Source organism: Pseudomonas sp. CFBP 5748, from assembly GCF_053850495.1.
Genome location: NZ_JBSPTN010000003.1, coordinates 355669 through 372533, shown reverse-complemented (window position 1 = coordinate 372533; position 16865 = coordinate 355669). Strand labels below are relative to the sequence as shown.

At 60.8% G+C, this 16865-nt stretch carries 16 protein-coding genes; 4 read left to right on the top strand and 12 right to left on the bottom strand.

The features are described from left to right. On the top strand, positions 1-1626 hold a 1626-nt coding region (locus tag ACWNZ1_RS09180), incomplete at its 5' end, for a calcium-binding protein (protein WP_456027573.1). Positions 1627-1695: 69 nt separating this feature from the next. Here the strand turns inward: ACWNZ1_RS09180 and ACWNZ1_RS09175 are convergent. The 6 genes from ACWNZ1_RS09175 to ACWNZ1_RS09150 all read right to left on the bottom strand — a co-directional run bounded on the left by ACWNZ1_RS09175 (position 1696) and on the right by ACWNZ1_RS09150 (position 8536). Continuing rightward, on the bottom strand, positions 1696-2688 hold the full coding sequence (locus ACWNZ1_RS09175) for a LacI family DNA-binding transcriptional regulator (RefSeq protein WP_456027572.1): 993 nt from the start codon (positions 2686-2688) through the stop codon (positions 1696-1698). A 75-nt stretch (positions 2689-2763) separates the two neighbouring features. Further along, complete coding sequence (locus ACWNZ1_RS09170; protein WP_178084262.1) at positions 2764-4266, bottom strand: glycoside hydrolase family 32 protein; 1503 nt, start codon at positions 4264-4266, stop codon at positions 2764-2766. Further along, positions 4263-5408 (bottom strand): ABC transporter ATP-binding protein, encoded by a 1146-nt coding sequence (locus tag ACWNZ1_RS09165; RefSeq protein WP_256452938.1) that lies wholly within the window; start codon positions 5406-5408, stop codon positions 4263-4265. Before ACWNZ1_RS09165 ends, ACWNZ1_RS09170 begins: the two co-directional genes overlap by 4 nt. A gap of 30 nt (positions 5409-5438) precedes the next feature. Beyond that, positions 5439-6281, bottom strand: a complete 843-nt coding sequence (locus tag ACWNZ1_RS09160) for a carbohydrate ABC transporter permease (protein ID WP_135845604.1) — start codon at positions 6279-6281, stop codon at positions 5439-5441. Beyond that, a complete protein-coding gene (locus tag ACWNZ1_RS09155) occupies positions 6278-7240 on the bottom strand; it encodes a carbohydrate ABC transporter permease (protein ID WP_135845603.1) in 963 nt (320 codons plus the stop codon). Before ACWNZ1_RS09155 ends, ACWNZ1_RS09160 begins: the two co-directional genes overlap by 4 nt. 21 nt (positions 7241-7261) lie before the next feature. Further along, a complete protein-coding gene (locus tag ACWNZ1_RS09150; protein ID WP_135845602.1) occupies positions 7262-8536 on the bottom strand; it encodes an ABC transporter substrate-binding protein in 1275 nt (424 codons plus the stop codon). A gap of 167 nt (positions 8537-8703) precedes the next feature. Here ACWNZ1_RS09150 and ACWNZ1_RS09145 point away from each other — a divergent pair, with 167 nt between their 5' ends. Continuing rightward, positions 8704-10266 carry a carbohydrate porin gene (locus ACWNZ1_RS09145; protein ID WP_135845601.1) on the top strand — a complete coding sequence of 521 codons (1563 nt, stop codon included), beginning with the start codon at positions 8704-8706 and terminating at the stop codon, positions 10264-10266. A 37-nt stretch (positions 10267-10303) separates the two neighbouring features. Here the strand turns inward: ACWNZ1_RS09145 and ACWNZ1_RS09140 are convergent, their stop codons facing one another. Beyond that, on the bottom strand, positions 10304-11284 hold the full coding sequence (locus ACWNZ1_RS09140) for a GlxA family transcriptional regulator (RefSeq protein ID WP_265072073.1): 981 nt from the start codon (positions 11282-11284) through the stop codon (positions 10304-10306). A 94-nt stretch (positions 11285-11378) separates the two neighbouring features. Here ACWNZ1_RS09140 and ACWNZ1_RS09135 point away from each other — a divergent pair, with 94 nt between their 5' ends. Both ACWNZ1_RS09135 and acuI read left to right on the top strand, forming a co-directional pair. After that, positions 11379-11837 carry a tautomerase gene (locus ACWNZ1_RS09135; protein WP_178084261.1) on the top strand — a complete coding sequence of 153 codons (459 nt, stop codon included), beginning with the start codon at positions 11379-11381 and terminating at the stop codon, positions 11835-11837. Between the two features lie 205 nt (positions 11838-12042). After that, positions 12043-13029 (top strand): acrylyl-CoA reductase (NADPH), encoded by a 987-nt coding sequence (gene acuI / locus ACWNZ1_RS09130; RefSeq protein WP_265072072.1) that lies wholly within the window; start codon positions 12043-12045, stop codon positions 13027-13029. Between the two features lie 68 nt (positions 13030-13097). On the opposite strand, the gene ACWNZ1_RS09125 is transcribed toward acuI, so the two are convergent. Genes ACWNZ1_RS09125 through ACWNZ1_RS09105 form a run of 5 tightly spaced genes read right to left on the bottom strand, consistent with a single transcriptional unit; the run spans position 13098 to position 16851 of the window. Further along, positions 13098-13922, bottom strand: coding sequence for a DUF4198 domain-containing protein (locus ACWNZ1_RS09125; protein WP_456027571.1), 825 nt, complete (start codon positions 13920-13922; stop codon positions 13098-13100). 8 nt (positions 13923-13930) lie between these two features. Further along, a complete protein-coding gene (locus tag ACWNZ1_RS09120; protein WP_238346627.1) occupies positions 13931-14221 on the bottom strand; it encodes a hypothetical protein in 291 nt (96 codons plus the stop codon). Between the two features lie 55 nt (positions 14222-14276). Beyond that, positions 14277-15272: a metal ABC transporter solute-binding protein, Zn/Mn family gene (locus tag ACWNZ1_RS09115; protein ID WP_256452935.1), complete on the bottom strand. Its 996-nt coding sequence runs from the start codon at positions 15270-15272 to the stop codon at positions 14277-14279. Beyond that, entirely contained in the window at positions 15269-16174 is a 906-nt protein-coding gene (locus tag ACWNZ1_RS09110) for a metal ABC transporter permease (protein ID WP_256452934.1), read from the bottom strand. The genes ACWNZ1_RS09115 and ACWNZ1_RS09110 overlap by 4 nt, the downstream gene beginning before the upstream one ends. Beyond that, positions 16171-16851, bottom strand: a complete 681-nt coding sequence (locus tag ACWNZ1_RS09105) for a metal ABC transporter ATP-binding protein (protein ID WP_238346624.1) — start codon at positions 16849-16851, stop codon at positions 16171-16173. Before ACWNZ1_RS09105 ends, ACWNZ1_RS09110 begins: the two co-directional genes overlap by 4 nt. Between the last annotated feature and the right edge of the window lie 14 nt (positions 16852-16865).

Here is a 16865-nt window from a genome sequence, read left to right as displayed (position 1 = left end):
ACCGGTAACGACACCTACATCGTCGACAACCTCAAGGATGTTGTCAGCGAGACCAGCACCCTGGTTAGCGAAATCGACAATGTACGCTCCTCGGTGAGCTGGAGCTTGGGCGCCAACCTGGAAAACCTCACGCTGACCGGCACCGCGCACCTCAATGGCACCGGCAACGCCCTGGACAACGTGCTGACCGGCAACGCCGGGAACAACGTATTGAATGGTGGTGCTGGCAGCGACCAGCTCGACGGTGGCGTGGGCAATGACACTTATGTGGTCGACAACCTCGGCGATACGATCATCGAGCGAGGCGCCTCGCTCACCGAAATCGACAGCGTTATCTCGTCGATCAGTTACACCCTTGGCAGCAATCTTGAGGTCCTGACCCTCAGCGACAGTGGCAGCATCAACGGTACCGGCAACGCACTGAACAACCGCATCACCGGCAACGCCGGCGCCAACGTTCTGGACGGCGGTGTGGGTATCGACACCCTGATCGGTGGTGCCGGCAACGACACCTATGTGGTCGATAACCTCAAGGACCTCGTCAGCGAAACCAGCACCCTGGCCAGCGAAATCGATACCGTGCGCGCCTCGGTGACTTGGAGCCTGGGCGCCAACCTGGAAAACCTCACGCTGACCGGCATCGCCCACCTCAATGGCACCGGCAATGCGCTGAACAACGTGCTGACCGGTAACGCCGGCAATAACCTGCTCAACGGTGGCGTCGGGCGGGACACGCTGATCGGCGGTGCCGGCGACGACATTTATATGCTCGACAACCTCGGCGACAGCGTCGTTGAGCTCGCCAACGAAGGCCGCGACCTGGTGCGCACGACGGTGAGCCATACCTTGTCCGCCAACGTCGAAGATGGACAACTGTTAAGCGTCGCCGCCCTCAGTCTGGTCGGCAACGCTTCGGACAACAGCCTGATCGGCAACGCCGGCGCCAACGTGCTCAATGGCCTGGACGGTGCGGACACCCTGGACGGTGGTGCCGGTATCGACACCCTCATCGGTGGTACCGGCAACGACACCTACATCGTCGACAATCTCAAGGACATCGTCAGCGAAACCAACACCCTGGCCAGCGAAATCGATACCGTGCGCTCTTCGGTGAGCTGGAGCCTGGGCGCCAACCTGGAGAATCTCACGCTAACCGGCGCTGCCCACCTCAATGGCGCCGGCAACGGTTTGGACAACGTGCTGACCGGCAACGCCGGGAACAACGTATTAACCGGTGGGGCAGGCAACGATCAACTCAACGGCGGTGCCGGCAATGACTCGCTGAACGGCGGAATGGGTACTGACACCATGACCGGTGGCGATGGCGCCGACCGGTTTGTTTTCAGCTTCTTGAATGAGTTGGGCCTGGGAAGTGCCCGCGACACTATTTTCGACTTCAGCAGACTTCAGGGCGATAAGGTTGACCTGTCGAAACTGGATGCCAATGCCCCGACGCTGCTGTTTGAAAAGTTCACTTTCATCGATTCGAATGACTTCACGGGTGCAGGGCAACTGCGCTTCGTCGATCAAGTGCTTTCCGGCAACGTCAACGGCGATCTGGGAGCGGATTTCGAGATCCAGTTAGTGGGTGTCAACACCTTCACCGCCAATGACTTGGTCGCTTGATAAAGCGGCCTTGCGTCCCGTTGCGGTAAATCCAAGGCATGGGGGAGGGATCCCCCTGAGCCATTGAGTTTATACCGACGCCCTGACCACCAGCGGGCAATCCACGGGCTGGGCACCCGACACCTCGAGGCTTTCGATCAGGTGTCGGGCCGCCTGGCGCCCGATCTCGTAGTACGGCAGCTGTACCGTTGTCAGTGGCGGGATGAACAGTTCGGCGATACCGATCATGTTGTCATAGCCGAGCACGGCGACGTCCTCGGGAATCTTCAGGCCGCGTCCCAACAACAGCTGATAGGCACAAAAGGCAATGCGGTCGTTGCCGCAGATCAGGATGTCGAATTGGGGGCGACCCTCGATAATGTGCCGGTCGAGGATGGCAGCGGTTTCGCCATAGGCATCGTGATCAGAAAGGTCGTATTGCAGCAGGGCTTCAGGCGCCAGCCCGGATGCCTGACAGGCACGCCGCAGGCCTGCCTGGCGCAGGCTCCAGGCCACACTCTGTTTTGGCAGATTGATGCACAGCGGGCGCCGATAGCCTTGGCTCAACGCATGATGCACGGCTCGATACTGCCCCGCTTCATCATCGGGCACGTAACTGACCAGGCGACTGTCATCGGCCAGGCAATTGGCGAGCACCAGCGGTTTGCTTTTCAACCGCTCGGGAATGCTCACCTGGCGTAACCCCATGGCGCTGAAGATCAACCCGTCGGGACGGTGCGACAGCATCAGGTCGATGTTCTGGTCGGTGGGCGGGTTGCTCAGCAAGTTGAGGATAAAGACATTCCAGCCCGCTTGTTGCGCGGTCTGTTCGATGGACAGCAGCAGCTCGACCGCGAAGGGGGTGGTCGCGGTGTCCAGTGCGAACACACCAATGGTTCGCGCCTGGAGGTTGTCGCCGCGCATCCTGCGCGCCGACAGGCTCGGTACGAATTGCAATTCGTCAATGGCGCGACGCACCCGCTGGAGGGTTTCGGGGCTCAGTTTTTCCGGGGTATTGAGCGCTCGAGAAACCGTCATCAGGGACACGCCGGCCAGCTGTGCAACGTCTTTCACTGAAGTCATGCGAGGTGCGGCCAGTCAGGTTGACGCAGAATCATGACACAGGGCCCGGGCTTCTCGCGACTCGAATGACGATGCTCATAGCCACCCCGAGGCCAAAGGCCATGCGTGGGTGATGGAGACGTCCCCGCCAGTCCCGCTTGCGAGCAACTTCACCCCCAGGCTGTCGGGCTGAGGGTAGATGCGGCTGCTGAGACTGAAGCGCCCGCTTTCCTCAAACACCTCGATGGACGAGCGGTCCAGAAACACACGCAGTTGCAGATGCTCTTGCCCCCGGTCGATCGCCACACTGCGCTGACCGCTCACTTGTGCCCCCGAACGACTGCGGTCGAGCACCAGGCGCCGCAGTGACGCATCGTAGTAAAGCAGGGTGTATTCATCGCCATCGGCACTGCAGCGCAGGGCGATGCCCAGCGTGCCTTCGGTGCAGTCGAGTAAATCCAGCTGCACATGGATCTCGAGCCTGTCGCCATTCACTTGCGGTACCCACCGACTGCCTGATTCACCCCACGCAGGCGTGCTTGGCAACGGCGCCTTGCGCAACGCCGTCAGTTCCCGGGCCGGGAATACCCTGAGGCGATCAGCATGCAATTGCAGCTCGCGTGGCAGTCCGAGCATGCCGCACCAGTGATGAGCCTGGCTTGGCATCGGGCTTTCCCACATGTCGAGCCAGGCCCACACCAGGCGCCGACCATCGGCGGCCACCAAGGTTTGCGCGGCATAGAAATCGTGGCCGTTATCCAGTTCGATAAACGGCCCGCCGCTGAAATGCCATTCGCTGTCGAGTTGGCCTACTCGATAACCGGTGTGGTACTTGTTGAGCCGGTCGTAACCCTCGGGCTGCATGCCCTGGGGGGAGTACAGCAGTACATCGCGGCCATCGAGTTGGAACAGATCCGGGCACTCCCACATGTAGCCATCGCCCTCGTTGCCGCTGGACACGTAATCAAGGAATTCCCAGGCGTGCAGGTCCGTGGAACGGTACAGCGGGAGCAGCGGCGTATCGTCCAGACGGGCGCCGGCAATCAGGTACCAATGGTCATTTTCCTTCCAGACCTTGGGGTCACGAAAGTGCATGATCGCGTCTTGCGGCGCAGTCTCGATGACGGCGCCGTGCTTGACGAACCGGATGCCGTCGACACTGGTGGCCAGGCACTGGACTTGACGGATCTGGCGTTCGTCACCCACTTCCCCCAGCCAGGTGTGCCCGGTGTAGATCAACGCCAGGGTATCGCCACACACCACCGCGCTGCCGGAAAAGCAACCGTCGCGGTCAAAGTCATCGCCCGGCGCCAGCGCGATGGGCAGGTGTTGCCAATGGACCAGGTCGGCACTCTTGGCATGCCCCCAATACATCGGGCCCCATTTCGCATCGAAGGGGTGGTGTTGATAGAACACGTGATACTCGCCCTGGAAGTACACCACGCCATTCGGGTCGTTCATCCAGCCCACCGGTGGGGCCAGATGATAATCGGGGCGATAGGCGTCGATGACGCGAGACAGGCCATCCTTCAGCGCCTGCTGCGCAAGTTCAAGGGCTGCGGACATTGGAGCACTCATGGCATTTACAGACACAGTCATAGGGCGCCTGCTCGTACCGAGCGCAGGATGGCGTCATCCGACGGGTTTTCAGTGGCTTTTGGGGGGCGGCTCAAGGCCCTGCCGTCGACATCGAACAGGTGCAGGTTATCGGTCTCCAGCTGCAATTCGACCCGATCTCCCACGCGCCATCCGGCGTTGACCTCACAACGACAGATCAGCGGTTCTTGCTGACCGGTATCGAGGTGCACATAGGTTTCGCTGCCCAGGTATTCGACAACGGTCACGGCGACGCCAGCGCTGCCTTGCGCTGCCTTGAGCGATACATGTTCCGGGCGGATCCCCAGGCTCAGTTGCGTGTCCGCCACCAGGCCCGAGCTGTCGAAGGGCAGGGAAGCCTTCCCCAATACGAGGCTTTCAACCAGGCTGGTTTCGCCAGGCGTGTGCAGGAACGCTGGAAGAAAATTCATTCTGGGCGACCCCAGGAAACCGGCGACAAAGCGCGTGGCCGGGCGTTCATAGAGCTCACGTGGCGAGCCGACCTGCTCGATACGACCGCCATTGAGCACGACAATCTTGTCGGCCAGGGTCATTGCTTCGACCTGGTCGTGGGTGACGTAGATCATGGTCGTGCCCAATCGGGCATGCAGCCGGGCGATTTCGTTACGCATCTGCACCCGCAACGAGGCGTCCAGGTTGGACAGCGGCTCATCGAACAGCAAAATGTCCGGCTCCCGCGCCATGGCCCGGCCCATGGCCACGCGCTGGCGCTGTCCGCCCGACAACTCCTTGGGCTTGCGTTGCAGCAGTCTATCCAATTGCAGGATTTGCGCGGTTTTCAGCACACGCTCACGCAGGCTGGTCTTTTCAGTCTTGGCCAGTTTGAGACCAAAACTGATGTTGTCGTAGACGCTCATGTGCGGGTAGAGCGCATACGATTGAAACACCATGCCGACGCCACGCTCGCGCGGTTCCAGGTCGTTGACCCGGCGTCCATCGATCAGCAGGTCGCCGGCGCAAATGGAGTCCAGTCCGGCGATCAGTCGCAACAGGGTCGACTTTCCGCAGCCCGAAGGACCGACGAACACCACGAATTCACCCGCGGCGATTTCCAGGCTGACGTCGCGAAGAATGCGCATGCCGCCCAGTTGTTTGTTCACGTTGTCCAGTTTCAACTTGATCACGATGCTGTTCCTTCTTGTCTTTGTTGGGCATCAACCCTTTAACGCGCCGGTAGTGAGGCCGGAAACGATTCGGCGCTGGAAGATCAGCACCAGAATCACCAATGGGACGGTGACCAGCACCGAAGCGGCCATCAACAGCCCCCAAGGCAACTCATGGGAGCTGCCGCCGGAAATCAGGGCGATGGCCACCGGCACCGTGCGTTGCGTGTCGGTGAGGGTGAAGGTCAGGGCAAACAGGAACTCGTTCCACGCGGCAATGAACGCCAACAGGCCAGTGGTGACCAGCGCGGGCCAGAGCAGCGGCAACAGCACGCGGGTCAGGGTGACCCAGGGTGAGGCACCATCCATGATCGCCGCCTCTTCCAGTTCATGGGGCAGTTGGCCCATGAACGTGGTCAGTACCCAGACGGTGAAGGGCAGGGTAAAAATCGTGTAGCTCAGGATCAGCGCCCAGGACGTGTTGTACAGTCCCAGGACACGGATCACCTCGAACAACCCCGACAGCACCGCGACCTGGGGAAACATCGACACGCCAAGGACCAGCATCAGCACCGTGCCACGTCCACGAAACTTCACCCGGCCCAAGGCATAGGCGGCGGTCAGGCTGAGGAACAGCGCCAGCGCGACCACACTCAGCGCAACCACCAGAGAGTTACCGATCGCCCGCAGGAACGAGGCTTGGTGGAGCACGGCGGCATAGTTGGAGAAGTCGGGGTTGTCGATCCAGTAGCTCACCTGGAACAAGGCGCTGGATGACTTCAGTGAAGTCACGATGGCGTAGTAGAAAGGGAAGACCGCATACAGCAGCAAAATCCCGATCAGGCACCAGAATCCGACGCGCAGCAGCGCTTTTTTCAATAGGCGCGGGCTCATGAGCGAACCTCCATTTGACGGCGTCCGAGGTACAGGTAAGCCATGGCGATCACCGCAACCACCAGAAACAGCAGGGTCGAGGCCGCGCTGCCGTAGCCAACATCCTGGAACTCCACCAGATGCTGGCGGGCGTAGACCGACATGCTCATGGTGCTCGACGAATTCGAGGTCAGCACATAGATGACGTCGAACACCCGCAAGGAGTCGAGAATGCGGAAGATCGCCGCCACCAGCAACGCCGGCATCAGCAGTGGCAGCGTGACCCGCCAGAACACCTTCAGCGGATGAATGCCGTCGACGCGGGCGGCTTCGTAGCAATCGCCCGGCAACATCTGCAAGGCCGCCAACATCAGCAGCGTGACGAACGGGACGGTCTTCCAGACGTCGACGATAATCACTGCCCACATCGACAGGTCCGCGTCTGCCGTCCAGGCCAGGGGCGCGTCAATCAGGCCGGCGCCCAGCATCAGATGATTGATGATGCCGAACTGGTCGTTGAGCATCCATGACCAGATCTTCGCCGAGACAATGGTGGGTATCGCCCAGGGAATCAGAATCAATGCCCGCACCAGGGCGCGTCCGGTGAACTTGACGTTCAGCAGCAGCGCCACCAACAGCCCCAGCACCATTTCCAATCCCACTGAGACCACGGTGAAATGCAGGGTGTTGCGCACGGCGTTCCACCATTGTGGATCGACCAGGATGCCTGACCAGCCGGAGCCGCTGTGGAACAGGTAATTGCTCAAGCCCACGAAGGTTGCATCACCGGTGTCCGCCAGGCTGGCGTCGGTCAGGCTGAACCAGAATGTGCGCAGCAGCGGCCACGCCGCCACCAGGGCCAGACACAGCAACATTGGTGTCAGAAACAGCCAGGCGGCGCGAACCCGGCGGCGTTGTACCGGCGTTTCCCGGGTGAGCAACAGCTCATCATCGGGGGCCAGGGTAGTGGAGACAGACATGGTGATTTCCTTCCTTGTGGCTTACCAGTTCCGGCGTTTGATGCGCGTCAGTTCGCTTTCCAGTTCGGCCAGCGCCTGCTCGACAGGCCGCTCGCCCGCCAACACGCCGTGGACTTGGTCGAAGAACGCATTGGAGACCCGTGGATAGCGATCGGCGGTGATGGCGGCGGGGCGCATGACCCCGTCATTGAGAATGCTGTGCAGTTGGCTGTAGTAAGGCATCGCCGCGAGTAACTCGGGATCTTGATAAAGCGACTCGATCACCGGGTTATAGGCGCCGACCAGGGCACGATGTTTCTGCTGTTGAGCACTGCTCAGGTAGCTCACCAATTCTGCGGCCAGCTTGGGGTTGGCGCTGTAGCGCGACACCGCCAGGCCCCAGCCACCGAGGGTGGACGCGTGGGTGCCCGTCTCGCCACCGCGGGGCAGGGGTGCGACGCCGACCTTGTCTTTTACGACGCTGTCCGGGCTTTGCACCAAGGCCCAGACATACGGCCAGTTACGCATGAACAGCGCATTACCCGACTGGAATACGCCACGTCCTTCTTCCTCGGTGTAATTGAGTACACCGCGTGGGGAAATGTCGCCCACCCAGCTTTTCGCCAGAGTCAACGCCGCTCTTGAGGCCTGGCTGTTGACCACGATGTCGCCTTGCGAATTGACCAGCCCGCCTTGCGGTTGGCTGCTGATCCACTCCAGCGCATTGCACGTCAGGCCCTCGTAGGCCCGACCTTGAAATACGTAACCCCAGGCATTGGCGTTCCCGGCGCTGCGTTCGGCCTGTTGAACTTCCCTGGCCGTAGCGGTCATTTGCTCCCAGGTCTGCGGCACCGGCTTGTGGTACTTCTCAAGCAAGTCCTTGCGGTAATACAGCAGGCCCGAATCGGTGAACCACGGCATGGTTACCAGCCGTCCGTTTACCGTGGCGTTATCCACCTGGGCCTTGAAGTAGCCCTGGGTCGCGTTGGCGGGAAGCACCTCGCGCAGGTCCAGCAGATGTTTGGCCAGCATCCCCGGCCACACCATGTCGATTTGAATGATGTCGATGTCGCTGGACTGGGCGCTGAGGATCTGTTGGTAGAACGACAACCGCTCGGTCGCCGAGTTAGGCGTGGACACCACTTCGACGCTGTTGCCGGTCTGCTTCGACCATGTCTCGACAGCCTCCTTGCACAGTTGCAATTCAGCCCCCACCGCACCGCAGGAGATCGTCAGATTGGCGGCAGTCGAAAGGGATGGAAGCCCGACACAAAGGCCGAGCAGCGCAGCAGGAAGGAGCGTTTTGAGCTGTTTCATAAAGCCCTCTTTATTTTTGTTTTTAGAAAAGTTAACGTTAACATCGCCAAATGTAGCAGCGTATTTGCGATGAGGCATCCTTTTTTTCGCGGTTCTTGGACAATCCAAAAGCCAAGGGAAAAGACAGTCGCGGGACAAAAAAATAAAAACAAAACAGGGAAATCCACATGCAGAAAGCATCAAGCTGGCTTCTCGCAGGCGTGCTCGGCACCTCGGCGGCCACCTCTCAAGCTGCGACGCTGGAAGAACGTATGGCTGCGTTCGAAGCCCGTGCCAGCGCAGCGGAAAAGCGCGCCGCCGCAGCCGAACAGCAAACCCAGGCGCTGGCCAGGGAGCTGCAGCAACTCAAACGCGCCACGCCTGCCATCCAACCTGTGGCGTCCACGGCGACTGTTACGAACCCCACGCTGGACACGCGGTTGGCAAACCTCGAAGCCCGCCAGCAAAGCATGGAAAAGCAGGGCAGTAGCGCACACCTCACGGATGGGTTCAGCTTCAAGGGTTACGCTCGTTCCGGATTGTTGGTCAATGATGGCTTGGGCGGTGGTCGCGGCGGTCCTTATACCACTCCGGCCGGCTCTGTCGGTGGCGCTGTCGGGCGACTCGGTAACGAGGACGACACCTACATGCGCATCGATCTGTCCAAAGAAATGTACGCGCAGAACGGCACCCGTTCCAAATTCACGGTATCCATCGCCGATGGCGTGGAAAGCTCCAATGACTGGACTGCCGACGAAAGCGACCTGAACGTGCGCCAGGTGTTTACCGAACTCGATCATATCGCTGCCTTCAAGGGAAACTCGGTGTTTGAAAACGCCACCCTGTGGGCAGGCAAGCGTTTCGATCGAGACAATTTCGATATTCACTGGCTGGACTCGGACGTCGTCTACCTGGCTGGCACCGGGGGCGGAATCTACGACGTGCAGATGAATAAGAATTGGCGCTCGAATTACTCGTTGATCGGACGAAACTACGGCGAGTTCAGTGAGGGCGGCGTCAATGCCGATGTGGAAAGCTACGTCCTGACCTCCAACCAGTTTTTCGACAATGGCCAGTGGCAGTGGATGTTCAACGCCATCGGTGCCAAGGAAAACGACATCGGTACTCGTAGCAATGAAGCGGGCCTGACGCCTGCCGATTCGGGCTTGCACAGCATGGTGGCCAACCATCAGAAGAACTTTTTCGGCAGGGAAGGTTTCACCAAGGCGGCGCTGCTCTACGGGCAAGGCCTGGGGGCAGAGGTCAAGAACATTGGCGCGGATGGCGAACTGATCGACGATGCCCGCGCACTGCGCCTGGCGCTCTACGGTGAAACACCTATCGCTCCCGGCTGGCGCATCGGTCCCAGTTTACTGGCCGAACAGAGCAAGGATCGATACGTCAAAGGCGATGACTACCGCTGGATGACACTGAACGTGCGCCTGGCCAATGAAATCAACAGCAATTTCGAGATGGCCTACGAGATGAGCTGGCAGACCATGGACCTCGATCCCAAGGGCTACATGCAACGCAATGCGGTCAACGGTAACTTCTGGAAGTTCACGGTTGCCCCGACCTTCAAGCCTGATTTCGGGGACCTTCTCACACGCCCCGAACTGCGTGTGTTTGCCAGTGTCATGGACTGGTCCTCGGATCTGGACAGATACAGCACCGCGGATTCCTTCGGCAAGTCTGACTTCAACGCAGGCGGCGTGTGGCAATACGGCATACAGATGGAAACCTGGTTCTAACTGGAAGGGCATCTTCTTCGCAAGCAGAGGATGCCGCTCAACCCTCCATCAGCGCCAACCGGAACTTGCTCGGGTTGGCCCCGAACACTTTCAGCATCAACCGGCGCAGGGCGGTGGGGTCCTCGTAACCGACTTGCGCCGCGACCTGTTCGATCGTCATCCGGCTGGTCTCGATCAACATGCGGGCTCGATTGAGCCGCACGCTTTGCACAAGCGCCAGCGTGCTCTTGCCCGTGGCTGCCTGCACGTGCCGTGAGAGCGTTCGCGTAGACATGGCAAATTCATCCGCCAGTGCGGCCACGCTTGGAAGGTTCGGCAACGCTGATTCGATGCGTTGGGTCAGGCGAGCAATCAACTCGTTGCCGTTGGAAAGCATCATCGGAACGATGAACGGTGACTGAGCCTGGCGACCATCAATCAAGAGCACACGACCCACTTCGTCCGCCAGCGGGGCTCCAAAGCGCGACCGCAACAAATGAAGCATCAAATCGGTTTGCGCGAAGGCCGCTCCCGCCGTTATGACCGGGCCATCGGCGCACACCATCCGATCCACGTCGACAACGCAGCGTGGCTCGAGTTGGCGCAACTCTGCGGCCAGCCACCATGAAGTTGTCACTCGGCGATTCATGAGCAACTGCGCAGCCTGCAGCAGAAAAACCCCCGTGCACGATGCCGCTACTGAGCCGCCGTGAGCTCCATGCGCCTTGACGGCCTCGATCGCGCGGTGCCCAGCGTCGCTCGCCAGCCGTCCTGCTAGGTCATGGGCACTCTCGACACCCAACCCCGGAACGATCCAGGTGCTCTGATCGGTGAGCACTGCGCGGGGTATCGGTGTCGCTTCGACGCTCAATCCACCACTCAACGCGACCGACTTGCCGTGCGCAGAAACGATGCGCCAGGTCGGACGAGTCACCTTAAGCCGTGGCGCTAGCGTGACTGCGGCATTCAAGATATCCAGGGTTGCCGCGACGCTGGTCGCATAGGCCCCAGGAAGGACCAGGAGGGTGAAATCGTGCATTGTCTTAAAAGGCCTGAAAGGAGTCATATCGGACACTGTAAGCCTACAGCTTCTCAGCGCCTAATGCCGTACACCTCAACCACTGGAGCGGTTCATGCCTAATGTCCTTTTAAAAATACCGAAGGGTTCTTTCCCTGGTGAAGCGCGATCGACCTTGGTCCGCCGCATCAACGCGGCCGCCGCCCTTGCAGAGCGGATTGCGGACGATCCGAAGAAGCGATTCTTGTGTTGGGTGGTTGTCGAGGAGGTTGAGCCTGGAGGTTGGACCTGTGGCTCCGTCGATGTGACCTCGCAAATGCTGCCCTGCATGGCCATGGTCTACGTACCGGCCGGGGTACTGGATGCGGTCTCAAGGGCCAGCTATGTCGAGTTGATGCACGGCGCTTTCACGCAAGCGCTGCCTGTCGATGACAAACGCCAATTGGTGACTTCGATCGTGCTGCACGACGTGGCTGACGGCGCGTGGGGAGCCAATGGCGTCATCTGGAGCCTGCCCCTCTTCGCCAAAGCAGCAGGGTATGAGCATCTCCAGCATCTGGCCGCGGCCATCTGAAAGGGCGCCGGGCCTTCGGGCCTGGCAACCTCACGCCCGCTGGCAAAGCAGCCGGTCTGCTGCAATTCATGCGATGCTTCTGCGCAGCGGATGCAGGCATCCGTAAGTCGCTGCAGCTCGATACTCAAAAGGCATACTGACCTGTTTGCCTGAGGCGTCTACAAGCGGGAGCGGATAACCCGCTCATCCGAACCGGAGAAAAACAATGACATTCAAGGCTCTGCTCGCAAGCAAACCCGGCGATGCAATCGCGACCCACCTGGTCGACTTCCAGGACGAGGACCTGATGCCGGGCGACGTGACCGTTGTGATTGAGTATTCGACCGTGAACTACAAGGATGCCTTGGCCCTGAGTGGTCGTTCGCCGGTCATTCGCCAGTTTCCGTTGATCCCGGGCATTGATTTCGCCGGTATCGTCGAGACCTCCAGCCATCCCGGTTTCGCGGCCGGCGATCGGGTGCTGGTCAACGGTTGGGGGCTGAGCCAGACCCACCATGGTGGCTTCGCGCAGAAAGCGCGGGTGAGTGGCGACTGGCTAGTGAAGGTCCCAGAAGCATTTTCAACCCAGCAAGCCATGGCCATCGGCACTGCGGGCTACACGGCAATGCTCAGCGTGCTGGCGTTGGAGCATGGCGGCCTGAGCCCCGAGCGCGGCGATATCCTGGTGACTGGTGCCAGTGGCGGTGCCGGCTCGGTGGCGATCGCGCTGTTGTCGGGCCTGGGGTATCGCGTGATCGCCTCGACCGGGCGGCAAGAGGAAGCCGACTACCTGCACGAGCTCGGTGCGGCGCAGGTCATCGATCGTCGGACCCTGTCCGAGGCAGGCGCCCCGATCGGCAAGGAACGCTGGGCGGGCGTCATCGATTCTGTCGGTAGTCATACCCTGGTCAATGCATTGGCACAGACCCAATACCGGGGGGTTGTCGCCGCCTTCGGTTTGGCCCAGGGGGCAGATCTGCCAGGGTCGGTGCTGCCGTTCATCCTGCGTAACGTAACCCTGGCCGGTATCGATTCTGTCAATGCGCCCCAGAGTGCCCGTGTGCAAGCATGGTCACGACTGGCGCGTGACCTTGACGTGGACAAGCTTGCCCGCACCACCCAAGTCGTGGGCCTGGCTGAAGTTCCGGCAATCGCCGGTCGGGTGCTGGAAGGGAAGGTTCGCGGGCGCACCGTCGTGGATGTGAACGCCTGATTCTTTCGGCGAGCCGATTCCCATGACGGCATCTCAGCGTAAACACTGGCGCCCTGGGGTGCTGTTGATCACTTCATGTCTCTGGCCTGCACCCACAACACTGCGTCTTGCGACAAGGGCTTGCCCATGTGGGTCTTCGTTGTACCGATGTCGAGCGCCGCGATGCCCCACCAGCCGGCCCGGGGCAGGCCAATGGTCACGATGCCTTGGGCGTCCGCGTAGGTGCTCAGGGCTTTGAATGATGCTTGAGGTGCCGTCACATAGTCTTGCTGGCCGAAAGCGTTTTTTTCGAGATCAACGGAATGGTTGACGTATTCGATTTCGATTTCGGCGAACGGAACAGGCTTGCCATCGGCCAGCACCACCGCGCGGAACACACCTCCCGTCCAGTTGGCATAAGGCTTGTTCAGTGGCTGGATCTCCACCGGCAACCCTTGTGGCTCTGACCAATTTCCGGGGACTCCACCCACGTTCACGATCAACTTGGTGAACTGTTGGATGTAGACATCTTCTTCAGTTTCCAGGTAAGGCTCGGGTTCGAGTACGAAGATATGGTCACCCAGTGAACGCACCAACTCCCGTGGAATCGAGGCACGATAGGCCGGCGTCCGGTTGTCGCGACTCTGCCACTCGATGGAACGCAAGTATTTGCGCAGGTCGATTTTCTCCCCGCCGTGGGAGCTGATGTGGTTGAAGGCGCGAGGTGTACCCATGGCCATGGTGGGGCCGCCGGAGAAGGGGTGGGTGAACACCAGCGCGAACTCGAGATTTTCCGCACGCTGCAGCGCCGTTTCTTCCACGTAGAGCATCTGGAAATGGGCATGCGCAGCGCCGGCCAAGCCAGTGAATGTCGTAGCGGCAAGGGCTTGGAGCAGTTTTCGTTTGAACGTCATGGTCGCTTTCACCTTGAAATGTCGGAAGACTGAATCGTGAGCTCATGGCCGGCGCCACCGAGGAACACCACGGAGTAGTTTCCTGTGGGGGGCTGGAACGTATAGGTGTTGTCCTTGCCGACTTCGCCTTCGAGCAACACTTTGTTGCTTGGGTCCTGGACATGGATTTTTCTGCCGTTGGCCGAGCTGCCATCGGTGAAGCCCGCCTCGCACTTCACCTGGTTATCGCCCTCGATGTAGCAATCGAAGACGGGACCATGGGCGAAGGTCGCCTGGCAGAACGCCAGAGCGCCTGCCATCGCTATTCGCAGTGCTGAACCTATGGGTTTCATAACGCCTCGCCGTCAAGATCGATCATTGGGCAGGCGACTGGCCGTCGCCTCTCGTGTTGTCGTTGCTCGTCGCGGCGAAGGCCGCCAGCAAGGCTTGCAGGTTCGAGCCCAGGAGCGCTTCGTATCCGTTGGCCGTGTCGGCGAGTATTCCCGGGTTGCCCGTATCGAGTACCAACAACCGCGCGCCCCCGTCCTCGATGGCTTTGACGATCTTGGCGTCCGGTGCCCACTTGTGGACCACCACGCGAATGTCGCGCTCGCGCAGGTAATGGGTCAGCGCGGCGTAGTCAGGGTCGCTCCAGTCGATGTCCTGTCGGACGAACCAGCCGTCGACAAAGACGCCGAATTCGCCGAACAGGTAGATGAACTCATTGGCCAGCGACAGCACGCGCAGATCCGGCACCGCCGTCAGGCGGGTACCGTAGTCAGCCTTGAGCCGGCGCAAACGGTCTTCAAGTGCGGCGAGGTTGTGCTGTATTCGCGGCGCATCGGCGGGGGCCAGGCGTTCCAGGTCGGTGGCGATCAGTGCCGACATGCGCATGGCGTTGACGGGACCGAGCCAGGCATACGGCGACGGGCCCTCTTCGACATCGCTCGCCGCGGCCCAGGGAACGTCGCTCGACGGTACGCGGGTCACCGCCACGCTGGGTTTAACGGTGTCCCATGAGCGCGAGGCATCGATCTCGATGATCCGCAGATTGTGGCGGCGCGCCGTCGCATACAGCGGGTCGGCACGCCAGAGACTACTGAGGGTGACCACGGCTTCGGCTTGCTGGAACACCTTGGCGTCCAGGCGTGACAGCGCGTTGGCCTGGCTTTCCATGGGCACCGCAGCTTCCGCCGGAAGACGGACGACCTCAAGGGTCGTGCCCTCGCTGAGTGCCGAGGTGAGCGCATACACGGCAGGCAGTGCGACAAGCACCTGCTGCCTTGCGTTATCGGCAAAGGCCGAAAAAGGGAGGCCCAGCAACAGTGCCAGCATCGTCAGCCAGGACCTGTAGAACCCTTTCCTATTCATACGCTGGCCCCCCTGAATCGGGACGCGGTAGCGCGCATGACGGTGGTGACGACGAACACCAGGGCGGCGACTATCACGATTGCCCCGCCGGTTGGTACGGGGATGTGGAATTGCATCGGCGCCAGGATCCCCACCACGCAGGAAAAGGTCGCAATCAGGATGGCGCGTGCGACCAGCCCCGGGAGCGAGTGGCTGATGTTGCGTGCTGCTGCCGCCGGTATGAGCAGAAGGGCTTCGACGAGCACGGCGCCGATGATTTTCAGGCAAGCGACCGTCACCAGGGTGACCAGCACCACAAACAGGTACTCGACGCTTCGCACCCGCACACCGCGAGCATGGGCCAGGCTCGGATTGAGGCTGGCCAACAACATGCCGTTGTACAGCGGCAGTCCGAGCACGGCACACAGCGCCGTTACGCCAAGCAGCACGTTCATGTCGGTGTAGTCCACCGCCAGGATCGAGCCGAACAGCACGCTTTCCATCACGTGGGTGTTGATCTTTGCCGACACGAACAGCAACAACGAGGCGCCGACCGCCAGGGAGATGGACAGGAACACACCGATCAGCGTGTCATTGGCCAACGTGGTGCGATGCTGCGTGTACTTGAGCGTCAGCGCGAACAGCAGGCAGAAGCCGAACATCGAGAAGTAGGGGGACGTATAGGATTCGCCGATCAGCACGCCAATGGCGACGCCGGTCATCGCCGCATTGCCGACGGACTGACTGAAAAACGCCATGCGTTTGATCATTACCATCGTACCCAGCACGCCCAGCAGGGGGCCGATGAGCACTGCGCAGAGCAGGGCGTTGATCACGAACTCATACTCGAACGGCTGCGGCAGGATGCCACTCGCGGCGAGCGCCTGCAGGTGGTTGCGAATGAAGTCGTACAGGGCGCTCATTGGGCCCCCTCCAGCGAGTAAGCGACTTGGTCGGGGGCGCCATGGAACAGCACCCTGCGGTTGATAACCGTCACCGATTGGGCGATGCGCCTGACTTGTTCCAGGTCATGGTTGATCCACAGAATGGTGACGCCACGGCCGTGCAACTCGGCCACTAGCGCCTCCACCAGTCGCACCCCCGATTCGTCGATGCCGGCAGTCGGTTCGTCGAGGATCAGCAACCAGGGCGCCGGGCTGATCGCCTGGGCGAGCAATACTCGCTGGCGCTGGCCACCGGACAGGCTGCCAAAGGGGTGGGTGCCCATTCCGGCCATGCCGGTACGAGACAGGGCCTCGGCATTGGCCGACTTGGCGGATCGGTTGGCACCCAGGAAGGCCGGCCGGCGTTGACCGAGAAGGGCCATGAGATCGTTGACCGTCATCGGCACGTTGCGGTCGAAGTCCGGCAATTGCGGGACATAGCCCACGGGGGTCGTGACCTGGCCCTCGAAGCGGACCGCTCCCGAATGCGGCATCTGGCCCAGCAGCGCACGCACCAGTGAAGTCTTGCCGCCACCGTTCGGGCCGACCAGGCAGTGCAGCGCCCCGGCTTCCACCCGAAAACTGACGTCTTCAAGCACTTGCGTGCCTCCCAGTCGCAGGGAGACGTTGTCGAACACTATGGCGGGACCGCACATCGCTTGTTTCTCCT